The 15,177-nt window shown below is 46.7% G+C and carries 12 protein-coding genes; 9 read left to right on the forward strand and 3 right to left on the reverse strand.

Translation table 11 applies throughout. The annotated features are described in order from the left end of the window. The first annotated feature begins 378 nt into the window (after positions 1-378). The 4 genes from Q1V85_RS02345 to Q1V85_RS02360 all read left to right on the forward strand — a co-directional run bounded on the left by Q1V85_RS02345 (position 379) and on the right by Q1V85_RS02360 (position 6,224). A complete protein-coding gene (locus Q1V85_RS02345) occupies positions 379-1,611 on the forward strand; it encodes a dicarboxylate/amino acid:cation symporter (protein WP_300597040.1) in 1,233 nt (410 codons plus the stop codon). Between the two features lie 1,006 nt (positions 1,612-2,617). Beyond that, positions 2,618-3,643 carry an LD-carboxypeptidase gene (locus tag Q1V85_RS02350; protein WP_300597042.1) on the forward strand — a complete coding sequence of 342 codons (1,026 nt, stop codon included), beginning with the start codon at positions 2,618-2,620 and terminating at the stop codon, positions 3,641-3,643. 12 nt (positions 3,644-3,655) lie between these two features. Further along, complete coding sequence (locus Q1V85_RS02355; protein ID WP_300597044.1) at positions 3,656-4,567, forward strand: LD-carboxypeptidase; 912 nt, start codon at positions 3,656-3,658, stop codon at positions 4,565-4,567. Between the two features lie 718 nt (positions 4,568-5,285). After that, on the forward strand, positions 5,286-6,224 hold the full coding sequence (locus Q1V85_RS02360) for a hydrogen peroxide-inducible genes activator (protein ID WP_300597046.1): 939 nt from the start codon (positions 5,286-5,288) through the stop codon (positions 6,222-6,224). Positions 6,225-6,553: 329 nt separating this feature from the next. Here Q1V85_RS02360 and Q1V85_RS02365 read toward each other — a convergent pair whose 3' ends face one another. Beyond that, on the reverse strand, positions 6,554-8,512 hold the full coding sequence (locus Q1V85_RS02365; protein WP_300597129.1) for a KUP/HAK/KT family potassium transporter: 1,959 nt from the start codon (positions 8,510-8,512) through the stop codon (positions 6,554-6,556). 200 nt (positions 8,513-8,712) lie between these two features. Here Q1V85_RS02365 and Q1V85_RS02370 point away from each other — a divergent pair, with 200 nt between their 5' ends. The 4 genes from Q1V85_RS02370 (at position 8,713) to Q1V85_RS02385 (ending at position 12,785) form a co-directional block, all read left to right on the forward strand. Continuing rightward, positions 8,713-10,296 (forward strand): hypothetical protein, encoded by a 1,584-nt coding sequence (locus tag Q1V85_RS02370; RefSeq protein WP_300597048.1) that lies wholly within the window; start codon positions 8,713-8,715, stop codon positions 10,294-10,296. A gap of 81 nt (positions 10,297-10,377) precedes the next feature. Then, the gene (locus Q1V85_RS02375) at positions 10,378-11,343 is read left to right on the forward strand and encodes a hypothetical protein (protein ID WP_300597050.1); all 966 of its coding nucleotides are present in this window, start codon (positions 10,378-10,380) and stop codon (positions 11,341-11,343) included. 178 nt (positions 11,344-11,521) lie between these two features. Next, a complete protein-coding gene (gene purQ, locus Q1V85_RS02380) occupies positions 11,522-12,244 on the forward strand; it encodes a phosphoribosylformylglycinamidine synthase subunit PurQ (protein WP_300597052.1) in 723 nt (240 codons plus the stop codon). A gap of 88 nt (positions 12,245-12,332) precedes the next feature. Next, positions 12,333-12,785, forward strand: coding sequence for a protein-disulfide reductase DsbD domain-containing protein (locus tag Q1V85_RS02385; RefSeq protein WP_300597054.1), 453 nt, complete (start codon positions 12,333-12,335; stop codon positions 12,783-12,785). 279 nt (positions 12,786-13,064) lie between these two features. On the opposite strand, the gene Q1V85_RS02390 is transcribed toward Q1V85_RS02385, so the two are convergent. Beyond that, complete coding sequence (locus tag Q1V85_RS02390) at positions 13,065-13,637, reverse strand: UbiX family flavin prenyltransferase (RefSeq protein WP_300597056.1); 573 nt, start codon at positions 13,635-13,637, stop codon at positions 13,065-13,067. 397 nt (positions 13,638-14,034) lie between these two features. Next, entirely contained in the window at positions 14,035-14,373 is a 339-nt protein-coding gene (locus Q1V85_RS02395) for a YbjQ family protein (RefSeq protein ID WP_300597058.1), read from the reverse strand. Positions 14,374-14,413: 40 nt separating this feature from the next. On the opposite strand from Q1V85_RS02395, the gene Q1V85_RS02400 reads away from it, so the two are divergent. Beyond that, complete coding sequence (locus Q1V85_RS02400; RefSeq protein WP_300597060.1) at positions 14,414-14,917, forward strand: hypothetical protein; 504 nt, start codon at positions 14,414-14,416, stop codon at positions 14,915-14,917. Positions 14,918-15,177: the final 260 nt, after the last annotated feature.

Here is a 15,177-nt window from a genome sequence, read left to right on the forward strand (position 1 = left end):
TCTTTAAGGATGAAATAAAGCGGCTGCTTTGGGAGCATGCCCGTTTTTTGATGATCTTAAAAGAAAGAATCGACTACATGAGCGTATGAAAAAATAATTGGTGAATTGCAAAGGTACGGATTTTATTCAATTATGGCCAATCGTTGGTTTGCGCATGCGCCGGTCTTGAGAAAATCCCGAAGGGATGACATGATTATAATTATAATAACCTTCAACCAGGAGATAAACCCTGGAGGGGTATCATGTGATAGCTCCAGCAAACCCGATATATAAAAATCCCGAAGGGATGACATGATTATAACAACCTCCAACAAACCCCTGAAAGATCCGGATAAATGATTCCGATTTTTTTTATTTTTATAGGTATAGATCCGCGTTATGACAAAATTTTCCAGGCAACAATTATGGAGCAGCTATTCCGGTATCATGCTGTTATTGGCAGGGATGCTGATCGGAGGCTTCGTCGGTATTTTCTTTCCGGGGTCGGTGGTTTTCCTGAAACCCCTGGGCGATGTGTTCCTGAACCTGCTTTTTGTTACTGTGGTGCCCCTTGTTTTTTTTGCTATAGCGGTATCGGTAGCCGCTATCGAACAAAAGCATCAGCTGGGGCGGGTGCTGGGCGCCATGGCCCTTACCTTCCTGGTATTTGTGGTGTTGGCGGCGCTGTTCACCATACTGATGGCCTGGCTGTTTCCACTGACCATATCCCCGGCCGCGCAAAGTGCCGGTATGGCGGTTGCCGAAGGCGATCATAAAACCTGGGGCGAGCGCCTGGTATCTTTTTTTACAGTAGGCGAGTTTTATCAGTTATTGTCGAGGCAGAACATGCTGGCGCTGCTTGTATTTTCCTTGTTGCTGGGTACGGCCGTTCGCAAATCTGGCGCCGTGGCCAAACCTTTTTATGCTTTCCTGGTAGCGGCAAATGAGGTAATGAAAAACCTGTTACTGCTGATCATGAAAGGCGCGCCGGTAGGGCTGGGGGCTTATATTGCCTACCAGGCGGCCGATCTGGGGCCTCAGCTATTCGGGTTTTATGCAAAGCCGATGGCCTTGTATTACGGAACCGGGGTGCTGTATTTCTTTATTTTTTTTACCCTGTATGCCTTTTTGGCCAATGGACGCAAAGGCATACGCCTGTTCTGGAAGAACAATATCATTCCTTCACTGACCGCGGTAAGTACCTGCAGCAGTTTGGCTACCATGCCGGCCAACCTGGTAGCGGCCGATCGCATCGGTATACCTGCGTCTATTGCCAATGTGGTTATTCCACTGGGAACCACCTTACATAAAAACGGTTCATCCATTTCGGCCATTGTAAAAATTTATGTGGTGTTCCAAATGCTGGGATGGAACTTTTTTGATCCGCAAAACCTCTTGCTGGCCCTGGGCATCACCATCCTGTGCAGTATGGTAGAAGGCGGTATCCCCAACGGGGGATATATTGGCGAGCTGCTGATGATTTCGGCTTATCACCTGCCAACAGAAGCCATACCTGCCGTTATGATCATTGGTACCCTGGTAGATCCCCTGGCTACCATCCTGAATGCAACGGGCAATACCGTAGCCGCCATGGTCGTTACCCGCGTCATGGGAGAGAAGTTCCAGGTTTAAAGTTTCAAGTCCCACGTTAGACTACGTTTCTTACTTGATGAGCGGAGTACAGTTCCCTGTTTTTTTGCATAGAATGTCAGATCATAGATCCCGGACCTAATCATCTGAAAACTGAAAACTGAAAGCTGATGGCTGACTGATGATCTATTCACCACTGATTATTCGCTGCTGCCTTGCTTTTGGGAGATAGGAAGACCAGGATGTTTTGCAGATATATAAAACGGGGTTTGATCACTGATTGCTGAAAAGCCCCAAGGAATTTCCAAATTATTTTAAACAGCATCCCCTGCAATTGTTAAAGATCTCAAAATCTGCGCATCTGCGGCTGTTTGATTATTAGCCGCTGATTCGCAGATTATTTGGTGTGGTTTAAAGGACCTTCAAACCAATTTAAAACAGCACCCCTTGCAATTGTTGAAGATCTCAAAATCTGCGTATCTGCGGCTGTGGTGATATTAGCCGCTGATTCGCAGATTATTGGTGTGGTTTAAAGGACTTTCAAACTAATTTAAAACAGCATCCCCTGCAATTGTTAAAGATCTTAAAATCTGTGCATCTGCGGCTGTGGTGATATTAGCCGCTGATTCGCTGATTATTTGATGTGCAAGCTGAAAACTGATCACTGAAAGCTCAATGAAAACTGAAAGCTCAATGCGGTTTCTGGTCTAATGTTTAAAGTTTCAGCTCGGTTTAACACTTGATGCCATGCGTCAAATCCCGATCCCGTACGTAATCAACTGATTGCTGATAACTCAATGCCGTTTCAGGTTTAAGGTCCAAGCTTCGAGTTGAATGTCGTTTCATACTCAATGCAAGATGTCAGATCATCGATCCCGGACGAATCAACTGAAAGCTGATGGCTGATAACTGAAGACTGACCGCTAAATCTATACAGGCCGTTCAGATCTGTTTTTTGAATTTTGAAATTTGATCTTTGAAATTGGTCTCCGTTATTTAGAATTTGATATTTTGTATTTAAAATATAACATCCCCTATCTTAGCAGGCATGAACCGTAAAACCTTTGTTCAATCATCCATGGCCCTGATGGCCGCCGCGGGTATACCGGCAATCGCCCGTGCCCATATACCGCTGTCAGATAGCAGGGAAACGCTGCCCCCTTACCTGAAGCCCGGCGATATGATTGGTATTACTTCACCGGCCGGCTTTATTTTAAGAGAAGGAATCATTCCGGCAGCTACCCTTATGCAGCAATGGGGATTTAAGATACGGGTGGGCTATACCATCGGCAAGCGCGACTTTACCTTTGGCGGAACAGACGCGGAACGGCTGAGCGATCTTCAGCAGATGCTGGATGATCCGCAGGTAAAGGCCATTATGTGTGCCCGCGGAGGCTATGGGTCGGTACGGATCGTAGATGGCCTGAACTGGGACCGGTTTAAAGCACATCCCAAATGGATCATCGGGTTTAGTGATATTACGGTGCTGCATGCACATATCCAGCGGAATTTTGGTATTGCTACCATTCATTCAAAAATGTGTAATAGTTTCCCGGATGTATGGGATACCGCGGACCCGCTGCAGAAAGATACCATCGAATCGATCCGGAAAGCACTTACAGGAGAACGGATGACCTATACTGCGGAGGCTTTTAACAGCCTCAACCGGCCGGGAACGGCCACCGGTGCCCTGGTTGGCGGAAATCTCAAAACCCTTGAAAGCCTGGCCGGGTCGGCTTCTGATATGAATACAGATGGTAAGATCCTTTTTGTGGAAGATACCGGGGAATATTTGTATAGTATCGACCGCATGTTCTGGAACCTGAAACGTACCGGCAAACTGGCGCGGCTGGCGGGTTTGATCGTGGGCGGCATGAAGGTAAAGCAGGACCCTCTGGATGAACAGTTTGGAAAAAATATTTACGATATCGTGCTGGAAAAAATAAAGGAGTATAACTACCCGGTTTGTTTTGATTTTCCGGTAGGCCACCAGATCAATAACTATGCACTGCGTTGCGGCACAAAGCACCAGCTGACGGTTGCTGCGGGCGGAGCTACATTAACCAGTATATAAAACCATCTACTTATGAGTGTAATACTACCCCCTTATCTGAAAAAAGGTGATACCATCGGGATCGCGTGCCCCGCCGGATACATGGATGCTGCTAAAGCTGAAACCTGTATAAAAACATTGAAGCAATGGGGATACCAGGTGAAAACCGGTGCGTCCCTCGGCGGCGGATCGGAAACCTATTTCTCCGGAACCGATGCGGAGCGCCTGCAGGACCTGCAGCAAATGCTGGATGATGATGGCATACAGGCGGTGCTTTGCGGCAGGGGCGGTTATGGAACGGGACGTATTATTGACCAGATCAGTTTTAAGAAATTCCGGAAACATCCGAAATGGGTGATCGGTTACAGTGATATTACGATTTTGCACAATCATATCTATCGCAATTTTGGTATTGCGGGGCTGCATGCGCCAATGGCGGCGGCGTTTAACGATGGCGGGTATAAAAACCGGTATGTGCAGTCGCTGCGACAAGCGCTTTCCGGAGAAAAAGCAGCGTACCGCGTTGCCGGTTCAAAGTACAACCGGCGGGGAACGGCAACAGGAACCCTGGTGGGAGGCAATTTATCCCTGCTGGTGAACGCGATCGGCACCCGGTCCGATATATCCACCAATGGCACTATTTTATTTATAGAGGATATTGGTGAACAGAAATATAGTATCGACCGGATGTTATACCAGATGAAGCGGAGCGGAAAATTAAGCCGGCTGGCAGGAATGATCTTTGGCGGGTTTACCGATCTGCAGGATACTACAAGGCCTTTTGGGACCTCGATCCAGGAGCTGCTTTGGGACAAGGTAAAGGAGTATGGTTATCCCGTGTGTTTCGATTTTCCTGTAAGTCATGACAGTGAGAACTATGCCCTGAAAGTGGGTGGTCATTACCAGCTTACCGTTGATAAAAAAGTATTGCTGGAAGAATTATAAGGTTGCCGCAGAGGCACAGAAACGCTTATCACCTCCATCGCATCGAAACCGCTGCGTCTTTGCTCCTTTGCGTCGTGGCGTGAAACCGTTTGTGCTGGCGCCCGCCCACACTAATAAGAAAGTAACGTCGTCGTTTGCAACATTGCTGTGATAAAATCTTCAGTGTTTCAGCGGCACAGAAACACAGCTCCCAATTGATGCGTATAACGGCATTGCTCAGAAACCGCTGCGTCTTTGCTCCGTTGCGTCGTGGCGTGAAACCCTGGTCTGGTTAGAACTGTTGGTAAGTGTCAATAGCTTCTTTTCAGTTGCCACAGAAGCACAGATCTTTTGTTGTGCTTATTGATGTTATAGAATCATCGCACAGAAACCGCCGCGCCGTTGCTCCTCTGCGACGCTGCGTGAAACCATAGAGATACAGCATCCGGCTTGTGCTTATTAATGCCTATCGCCCCATCGCATTCGAAACCGCCGCGCCGTTGCTCCGTTGCGTCGTTGCGTGAAACCATAGAAATACAGCATCCGGGTTGTGCTTATTAATGCCTATCGCCCCGTCGCATTCGAAACCGCCGCGTCTTTGCTCGTTTGCGACGTTGCGTGAAACCATTTATGCGTAAGCGTGCCTTGCACTGTTGCTATCGTAAAAGCTTCAGCGCTTCAGCGGCTTTATAGCTAAAATCAATGAATTGCTTATTTTTATCGACAAAATAGATGCATTATGACCCTGCAGCAACTGGAATATATCCTGGCGGTAGATACACACCGGAACTTTATAAAGGCCGCGGACTCCTGTTATATCACCCAGCCTACATTAAGTATGCAGATTCAAAAACTGGAGGAAGAGCTGGGGGTAAAGATCTTTGACCGCAGCAAGCTGCCGGTGGTGCCTACAGCTACCGGACAGGGGATACTGGAACATGCGCGACGCGTGTTACATGCCCGCAACGAACTCAACCGCTTTATCGAAGACCAGAAAGGAAAGATCTCCGGGCAACTGCGCATCGGCATCATCCCCACGCTGGCACCGTACCTGTTACCCATCTTTGTTCCGGCCTTCATAAAAAAATACCCGGATATCAAACTCATCATTCATGAGCTGATGACCGAGCACATCGTTTCTTATTTGAAAGATGAAAAGATCGATGCCGGCATCCTGGTAACTCCGCTGAATGAAGCAGGCATTACCGAGCATGTATTATTTTATGAAGAGCTGATGGTGTTTACTTCCAAAAAGAACCGGGCTTATGAAAAGCAATACATCCTGCCCAGGGATATTGATACCAGCAAACTCTGGCTGCTGGAGGAGGGGCATTGTTTCCGTTCGCAGATCCTTTCCATCTGTGAATTGCAGAAACAAAGCCGGGAACATTCCGGTTTGGAATATGAGGCCGGCAGCCTGGAAACCCTCAAGCGGATGGTGGAGATCAGTGATGGGGTTACCATTGTACCCGAACTGGTAACCCTGCAGATGCCCAAAAGCCAGCAGCAACTGATCCGGCATTTTAAGAAACCGGTACCGGTGCGGGAGGTAAGCCTGGCCGTACACCGCGATTTTTTAAAGGAAAAACTGGTAAAAGCGCTCCGGGAAGAGATCCTGCTGGCCGTGCCCGAACAACTGAAGAAAAAACCATCGCCCAATGTGATACCGATCGGGTGAGGCGGATTAACCATGGAAATAAGTCAATGATCTGGATCATCGATTAGTTATCAGTCTTCAGTTCTCAGCAATCAGTTGGTTACGTCCGGTATCAGGTTGCTGGCTTCTATCGCGGATTGTCAGAAATCGACTTAAACGGTCATCAGTTTTCGGCGATCTGCTTTCAGTACTCGTAAGCATGAATCGTTTTATATGTTTGAAAAATTCCCCTGCTCCCCCCTGTCTGCATGTCCCCCCAAGCAAGGGCGATCGTCAATGTCTTCAGTTTTCAGTATCAAAGTATGAAACGAAATCTAACGTGGAACTCTAAAACCTTAAACAAAAATCTATCACTCCGGATCCTGGATCCTGTTCAGCTTTACGCTGGTAACCGGCGCCACAATGAGCGGGAATTTTTCTACGGTTACATTGGAAAGATCCAGCCCGAATCCTTTTTCTTCCGAAAGACTGATCTGCTTGATCAGGAAGTGCAGCTTCATAATGATCTTTTCCATAAAGGGGAGGTCATTATCCGGACTGAGGTATTTTTCCATCACCATAAACTGGAAATCGCCCACCGTATTACTGCTGGCTAAACTTTCATAGCGGCTGATGATGTTTACTTCATTATTCACCACCAGGTCTTCCACCACTTTTTTAAACATGATATTGATGCGGGGCTGTATGCGGAAGCCCAGGCGGAAATCGATGCGGATGATATCATTGGGAATGATATGCTCTACCTTGTACTCCGCTGTATACGGGTCATCCAGCGTGTCTACATGCACAAACCAGTAAATGTCGGCGCGCTTGGGTTTCTTATTCAGGATGGAGTAAATGATCTTATGCTCAATTTCCCGGGGGTTATCGGCACTGGTAAGATAGATCAGGTGCGTGGCGTATTTGGCAATGGAACGGTCTGCACTCAATTCCTGCATTTTGGGAATATAATGCTCCATGCGTACAAACTCCACATAACGGTTCTTGATCTTGCGCGCGCGGAACCATACGTACATCACAATAAACATCAGGCCGCCGATCATGATGGTAATATAACCGCCATGTACAAATTTGGCAAGCAGTGCAATCAGGTAGGCAATCTCAACGGTGGCATAACCGATGATAAAAATGTATACCCAAAGCGGTTTGATCCGTTTCAATACCAGGTAATTGGCAAACAGGATGGTAGTGGTCAGCATGGTAACGATAATGGCCAGGCCATAAGCCGCTTCCATGCGGGATGATTGCTGAAAATAAAGCACCACTCCGATACAGCCAACAAATAATAAAGTATTAATGGCCGGGATGAATAACTGACCTTTTTCCTCCGACGGATAACGGATCCGCATTTTGGGCCAGAGGTTCAGCCGGATGGCCTCACTGATGAGGGTAAATGCCCCGGAAATCATGGCCTGGCTGGCGATAACAGCAGCTATGGTGGCAATTGTTACCCCCGGCACAATAAACCACTCCGGCATCAGGTTATAGAATGCATTAATTCCAAGCGTTTTTTTAACAGATTCGGTTATGGTGATTCCGTTGTGATGGGATAGCAGATAGGCTCCCTGACCAAAATAATTCAAAAGCAGGCAAAACTTTACATACATCCAGGAAACCCGGATATTGTCTTTGCCGCAGTGTCCGAGGTCACTATACAATGCTTCTGCGCCCGTTGTACAAAGAAAGACAGCGCCCAGCAGCCAAAAACCATGAGGATAGGTAATGAGGAAATCGATAGCGTAATGAGGACTTAGGGCGCGAAAGATGGCAAGATCGTCGAATACATGAAAGACTCCCAAAACAGCGAGCATGGTAAACCAAATGAACATGATCGGACCAAAGATCCGTCCGATGGAAGCTGTTCCAAACTGCTGTAAAAAAAACAAAAGACAAAGAACGCAAAGTACAATAATAACAATCGTGCTGGTGGGTATGTGTCTTAAACTAGGCAGAATTTCAAGGCCTTCAATGGCTGCCGTAACGGTCATAGGCGGGGTGATGATTCCATCGGCGATCATGGCGGCACCGCCAATCATCGCGGGAAGCACCAGCCATTTTCGTCGGCGCCGGACCAGGGCAAATAAGGCGAAGGTACCGCCCTCCCCCCGGTTGTCTGCCCTTAAAATAAGCACAACGTATTTGATGGTTGTTTGTAAGGTAAGGGTCCAGATGATACAGGACAGCGATCCGATTACCAGCAGTTCGTTCACCTCCCGGTTCCCGATAATTGCATTAAATACGTAAAGCGGGGAAGTGCCGATATCCCCATAGATAATTCCCAATGCAACTAGCAGGCCGGCGGCCGTCATTTTGTTTGTCGAAGCTTTCACTTGCTATGAGTCCTTTTTTTCTGCAATAAAGCAGCAAAGTTTAAATAAAGATTAATAAACAAAAAACTTATTTTATTACCGCCTTTCACTATATTTTTCCCCCCGTAACAGGCTTTGTTAAAAGGAGGTTGGGTATTAAAAGAAAGCTGTAACTTTATATAACTGAATATTGAAAATGTATGAAAAAATTGATTTTTAGTCTGTTACTACTTAGTTTCAGCCTTATAAACGCTGCAAATGCGCAAAGTATTGTGTACGCCGATGTAAATAAGGCGGACGTGCAGCGGATGAATTTTGAAATCATAGGAAAGCTGGCCAACAATTACCTCATCTATAAAGAGGTGAAAGGAAATCACCAGGTCAATGTCTTTAACGAAAGTATGCAGCTGCTGGAGTCGGTACCCATCACCATACTCCCCAAAAAGAAAGATTTGCTGGATCTGACCTTTTACCCGTTTCATAATTATGCCTACCTGCTGTACCAGTTCCAGAAAGGCAACGTTGTTTACTGCAATGCCGTACGGGTGGAGGCAAACGGGAAAATTCTCCAGGAACCGGTTACACTGGATACGACCATTATCGCTTACACAGCAGACCGGAAGATCAACAGCTCTGTAAAAAGCAGTGACGGCAACAAAATCCTCCTGTTCAAGATCAATAAAAAGGATCCGGCCCACCATGTTTTTAAAACCCGGCTTTATGATGGCGAGCTGAACCTGATCAAGGAAAGCCGTTACACGGTATCCATGGTGAAAGGCGGGGATTTCCTGAGCGGTTACAGCCTGGCCAATAATGGCGATTTTGCCTTTGTAAAGTATAACCGGCTTACCAGCGGCAATATCCAGGAAGCATCTCTTATGGTAAAACCGGAAAACAGTGATATCTGCAATGAATATCCGCTTTCGGTAAATGAGCTGTACCTCGATGATATTAAACTGAAAATAGATGAGGGCAACAACCGTTATTTATTAAGTTCCTTCTATGCGCAGCAGAAAAGAGGCAATATCGCAGGTATTTATAACTATGCGCTGAGCCTGGATAGCCGGGAACAACTTTTTGAAACCGTAACCCCGTTCAACGATGAGCTGCGGAAGAAAATGGGGGGTAAAAGCGGGGGAAAGACCGCATTTAATGATCTTTTCATAAATAGTATTATCATTCATCAGAACGGCGGTTTCTCCATCGGTGCAGAGGCGCTTTATACCACTAATGCCGGCGGAATGTGGGACCGGTGGAATTATTGGGGCGGTCCCTACGGCTTCTATGGCGGCCCTTATGGCTTTTACGGAGGCTGGGGCGGCTGGGGCTCGTGGGGCAGGGGATACTGGTCGCCGTATGCCTATTATTCGCCCTTCTTTTACAGAAGCTACTGGTGGGGTGCCGGCTACGGGTATGGAGGCGGATATGCCCGGTACAATGCGGGCAATATCGGTGTCTTTTCATTCGATAAATCGGGTAACCGCACCGCCGAAAATATTATTTTTAAGAATCAGTCGGAAGTAGAAACCGATGGTACCATTTCTTACCAGGTGCTGGTAGACGGAGACCGTATGCATTTTGTATTAAACCGGGCTGCAAAGATCTCCGACCTGGATGATGTAATCATTACAGAGGATGGTCAAATGACTGAAGCAGAGCCGCTAGAGGCAAAGGACAAATATGTTAACTTTATGCCCCGGTACGGCAAACAGGTAGGGCCCGCCAGCATGATCATTCCTTACGTATATAAAAAGAATATTTCATTTGCGAAGGTTGACTTCTAACTCTTAAGGGAGCTCAAATAAGTATGACTGACTGTTATTGTGATTGGAGTTTTTAAACAAAAGAACCCGGGAAATCTTATTATGATTTTCATTCTGGGGCTATTGCTGAAATTGCCCTGGTTTTTCCTGTCTGCTGCACAAAACGGCAAACAGGCGGTGGTGATCCGCCCGCAGGATGGGTTTCTTTATGATCAGTTGCTCCGGTTGCTGGAACCTGTTGTGGCGGTATTCCCATCCTTTTTTGCCATGGCGGCCTTTTTGCTTTTATTTTGGCAGGCCTACCTGCTGACCAATTTCATCAATAACCAACGATTGGTAAACCGGGCCAATTACCTGCCGGGAATGGCATTGATGCTGGTATCTTCTTTTATACCGGAGTTCAATTACCTGTCGGCCCCGCTGATCGTTTCCTTCCTGTTCCTGTTGTCGTTTATCTTTATTTTCAAGGCCCACAATCATCCCAATGCCAAGGGGCTTATTTTTAACTGCGGACTCGTATTGGGCGCAGCCACCATGTTTTTTCAGCCTTCCGTATTTTTTCTTGCATGGGGGTTGCTGGCTTTGGGAATATTAAGACCTTTTCGGGTGAACGAATGGTTGTTATTGCTGCTGGGTTTTTTTACTCCCTACTATTTTTACCTGATCTACCTGTTTTTAACCGATCAGTGGCCAGTCATATACACGATGCTGGAGCCGTTTTCGGTGGGAATCAATCTTGGAAAACAGCGGCTTTGGTTTGCAGGCGCCCTGTTTTTAACGATCCTTCCCCTGCTGGCCGGAATCTATTCGATCAATGTGCTTTCTTCAAAAATGCTGATCCAGGTGCGGAAGGGGTGGTTCCTTTTTCTGCTGTACTTTGTGGCGGCCGTTGGCATTGCCTTTGTGAATCCCGGACCCGGGTTTACCAATTGGGTATTGGTGCTGGTACCCTGTGCTGCCGTACATGGGTTTGGCTACCTGAACAGTGAAGTGCGGCTATATCCCGTAATTGCATTCTGGCTCACCGTAGGGTATATTATTGCGGTAGAAATTGCGGGTTTCCGGTGAGGCAAGTCTTTGTTCCAGGTTCAACGTTTAAAGTTCCAGGTTAGATTTTTCATACCCAAAGGTCTATTGACCATTGACTCATTTCCACATTTCCCACATTTTCATATTTTCAAATTTTCAAATCTTCAAATTCCGCCAGGACGGTGAAATAAGGCTATCTTTGCGATCTGGATAAAACATGATACGAATGAAATTTGGAGTAGTTATATTTCCCGGGTCCAATTGCGACCGCGACATGCTGGATGCCTTACAATACGATTTGAACCAGGAAGTGATTCCGCTTTGGCATAAGAGTGAAGACATCAGCGCCTTTACCACCGAAGATTGCATTGTACTGCCCGGAGGATTTTCTTATGGAGATTACCTGCGGTGTGGCGCCATTGCGCGTTTCAGCCCGGTTATGAAGCAGGTGATTGAATTTGCCCATAACGGTGGAAAAGTATATGGTGTGTGCAACGGCTTTCAGATCCTTTGTGAATCGGGCTTGCTGCCGGGTGCTTTATTGCGGAATGAACGCCAGCAATACATCTGTAAGAATATTTTTATCAAACCCGAAGGACTTTACCGGGAGCAACTGAAAGAAGATGCGGAACGCTTCCAGGAAGTATATAAAATACCCATTGCACATGGGGAAGGCCGGTTTTATGCTGACCCGCAAACGCTTGAAGCACTGAAAGCAAACGGGCAAATCCTTTTCCGGTACTGTGATGAAGCTGGTAACGAAACGCCCGATAGCAATCCGAATGGAGCCATCGATCATATTGCCGGTATCTGTAATGCCCGGCGGAATGTGTTTGGTATGATGCCGCACCCCGAACGGGCCTGCAGTGCCGTTTTGGGTAATGAAGATGGTAAAAAAATCCTTACATCCCTGCTGATGGCCAGGCAACTGGTTTCCTGATTGACACGTCCTTTTATAGCATCCTGTTTTAAGCTTTTATAAAGAAATGGGAGGGTACCTTTGCACCTGAAAGAGAAAAAATAAAAAAATGAAAAGTATTGTATTGGGATTATTGGCGGTGCTGAGTTTGGCTACTGCCCGGGCGCAGGACGATCCTGCGAGCTGGAAATTTACTGCAAAAAAGATCAGTGAAAAGGTTTATGAAGTTCAGATGACAGCTACCCTCAGAAGCGGCTGGCACCTGTATTCACAAACACAACCCAAGGATGCCATCGCCTACCCCACAAAAGTAGGATTTGCCAATAATCCGTTGATCGTGCGGACCGGCAACGTAAAGGAAGTGGGGAAAATGGAAAAATTTCATGACGCCAGCACCAACTCTACTGCACATCAATATGCAAACACGGTAACGTTTATACAGAAAGTAACCTTAAAGGCCGCTGCAAAAACAGCGCTTTCAGGAACAGTAGAATACCAGACCTGTGATGATAAGCAATGCAAGCCTCCAAAGAAAATTCCTTTCAATGTTCCGTTAGGATAAAATGAAATCAACAATAGCAAAAGGCCATCTCCTGTAGGTGGCCTTTATATTTGAAGCCATCTTGCAGCAAGGCTGCTATCGAAATCTAAACATACAGGCGAAGCGCAAATAAATGCGTGTGATCTGAGCTTTGTGTTTCATGAAGTCTTAGCTTCTTTTATACCCGCATTACAAACCTTTCAGTGTTTCAGCGCTTCTTTGGCCATCTCAGCAAGAAAAAACGCGAAGGCTTGCTGTAGATCTTCCTCACTGCATTTATTAGAGGCCAGAAGCAGGCGGTTACTCTTTTTCAGTGCTGCCCCAGCGATAGGAGGGGATGTTAAAACCCGCGAGGTCCAGTACCCGGTCTACCACGGTATCGGCTACAGCCTCAATGGTTGGAGGCTTGCTGTAAAAGGAAGGAGTTGCCGGGCAAACAATGCCACCTGCAAGGGTAAGAAACTCCATATTCTTTATATGTACCAGGCTATAGGGCGTTTCACGCACCACGCAGATCAGTTTGCGCCGTTCCTTCAGCACCACATCGGCCGCCCGGGTAATCAGGTCATTGGAAATTCCGGTGGCGATGCGGCCCAGTACGCCCATAGAACAGGGCACAATGATCATGGTATCGAACCGGCCACTGCCGGATGCAAAGGGCGCATTAAAGTCGGTTGTAGCGTAATAAGAAAAGGACGATTCCGGGGTAAAAGCAGTACCCGTTTCTACCTGCCATACTTCTTTGGCATTGTTGGTAACCACCACCCCGATTTCATCCCATTGCTCCCGTATCTGTAAAAACTTAGACAGCAGTCTGGAAGGATAAATGGAACCACTGGCACCGGTAATGGCTACTACAACTTTTCTTTTCATTGATTTTTAGCTTATTAGGGGTTTGGCAGGAAATAAATTGATAATAAAATGTGAAAATTTCCCACACTTCAAAATATTACTTTTGAAATATAGGAAATTGTTTATAAATTTGAGATTGAATTTTCATAGGATAAGGTTTAATGGTTAATGGTTTTTGATGAAGGTCCCCAACGTGTAACAGTGTTGGGGATTTTTTTTTACCCCTTGTTTATTATTCAATCGGAAATTAGACGCTGGAAGAGATGCCCTGGTTGCCTGGAAATCAATATTTTTTATCGGGTAAAAACGATTGTTTGTTCACGAAGTGTTTTCCCTGGATGCCGGGGCTGCCGGAACGGATGGATTCCCCCTGTCTGTTCTCCGGGGCTATTGCCAGCAGCCGGAAAACCCGCTGGTATCAGATCCCCTCAATTTTAACTGCAGTTCCGCTGGCAGCTACCATCAGCATGCTTTGTCCAACCGTTTCATAATCCAGGTCCACACCAATAACGCCGTTCGCACCCAGTCGTAACGCATGTTCCTGCATTTCACGGATGGCCGTTTCTTTCGCCTCCCGCAATACCGCTTCATACGAGCCCGAACGGCCACCCACGATATCACGGATGCCGGCAAAAAAATCCCGTACGATATTGGCACCGATAACCGTTTCACCGGATACGATTCCACAATATTCTACAATTTCAGCACCCTTCAGGTGGATGGTTGCCGTGGTGGAAAGGATAAATTTTGCGTTCATGGTAGATTTGATATTTTTGTAAACCTACAAAATTTTACGAATGATGCTAAACACACACCGCTATATCCCCTTCTTCTTATGGTGTCTTTGCGCCTGCGGCTCTTCGGGCGATTCTAAACAGGTGCCACAAGACAGTGCCGCAGCAACGCATACCCCGCTGCCGGATACCCTAACGCATGGCCACATTGAAGATTCCCTGGCCGCTAACAACCCGGAACCAGCAGATTCCATTATTGTGCTGGAGGCCACAGAAGGCAAGGCAACATTACATGCAGACATCCGGAAAGATTATCAGCAAATACATGTAAAAATTCCGGTAGCCGGTACCCGGCAGCTGGCCGTGCAGCTGGAGCCGGAAGGGCGTGAGCGGAACGTTCGCATCAGTCAGATCGAAATGCCCGACGGAAAAACCGATGGCCCCTTTGGCCGTACCATGCAATATAAGACCGGCAAAAAAGGAATGTATACACTGATCATTGCGCGCAGCAATATGGCCGATGGAATTGTTAAAGGGCCTGTATCCATCCATATTCAAAAAAACTAGCCGCTTTTAAAGCGCGGACCTCTTCAAAGCCCTCCACTTGTTATGCCCGGTTTTCAATTTTCATAGCGGCATCCATGGAGCAATAACAGGATCTGCATTTATTAGGGTATCAAGATAATAAAAACACTTTAGTATAGGCCCCTTACAATTGGTAGCTTCCTCCAGGCTTATCAAATAAAAGTAAGTGGACAAAAGCCCGCTGTCAATGACCGGTGTATCATTATTAAAAAATGAATCGCACAAGCTCCGGTTTATCCGGT

It is taken from the genome of Niabella sp., assembly GCF_030150205.1.
In the GTDB taxonomy this organism is placed as follows: domain Bacteria; phylum Bacteroidota; class Bacteroidia; order Chitinophagales; family Chitinophagaceae; genus Niabella.

Excerpts from the sequence above, each read along its gene's own strand:
- Q1V85_RS02355 (WP_300597044.1), top strand. The coding sequence starts at position 3,656 with ATGAGTGTAATACTACCCCCTTATCTGAAAAAAGGTGATACCATCGGG.
- Q1V85_RS02365 (WP_300597129.1), bottom strand. The coding sequence starts at position 8,512 with ATGACGGCCGCCGGCCTGCTAGTTGCATTGGGAATTATCTATGGGGAT.
- Q1V85_RS02350 (WP_300597042.1), top strand. The coding sequence starts at position 2,618 with ATGAACCGTAAAACCTTTGTTCAATCATCCATGGCCCTGATGGCCGCC.
- Q1V85_RS02395 (WP_300597058.1), bottom strand. The coding sequence starts at position 14,373 with ATGAACGCAAAATTTATCCTTTCCACCACGGCAACCATCCACCTGAAG.
- Q1V85_RS02375 (WP_300597050.1), top strand. The coding sequence starts at position 10,378 with ATGATTTTCATTCTGGGGCTATTGCTGAAATTGCCCTGGTTTTTCCTG.
- Q1V85_RS02390 (WP_300597056.1), bottom strand. The coding sequence starts at position 13,637 with ATGAAAAGAAAAGTTGTAGTAGCCATTACCGGTGCCAGTGGTTCCATT.
- Q1V85_RS02345 (WP_300597040.1), top strand. The coding sequence starts at position 379 with ATGACAAAATTTTCCAGGCAACAATTATGGAGCAGCTATTCCGGTATC.
- Q1V85_RS02360 (WP_300597046.1), top strand. The coding sequence starts at position 5,286 with ATGACCCTGCAGCAACTGGAATATATCCTGGCGGTAGATACACACCGG.
- Q1V85_RS02370 (WP_300597048.1), top strand. The coding sequence starts at position 8,713 with ATGAAAAAATTGATTTTTAGTCTGTTACTACTTAGTTTCAGCCTTATA.
- Q1V85_RS02400 (WP_300597060.1), top strand. The coding sequence starts at position 14,414 with ATGATGCTAAACACACACCGCTATATCCCCTTCTTCTTATGGTGTCTT.
- purQ (WP_300597052.1), top strand. The coding sequence starts at position 11,522 with ATGATACGAATGAAATTTGGAGTAGTTATATTTCCCGGGTCCAATTGC.
- Q1V85_RS02385 (WP_300597054.1), top strand. The coding sequence starts at position 12,333 with ATGAAAAGTATTGTATTGGGATTATTGGCGGTGCTGAGTTTGGCTACT.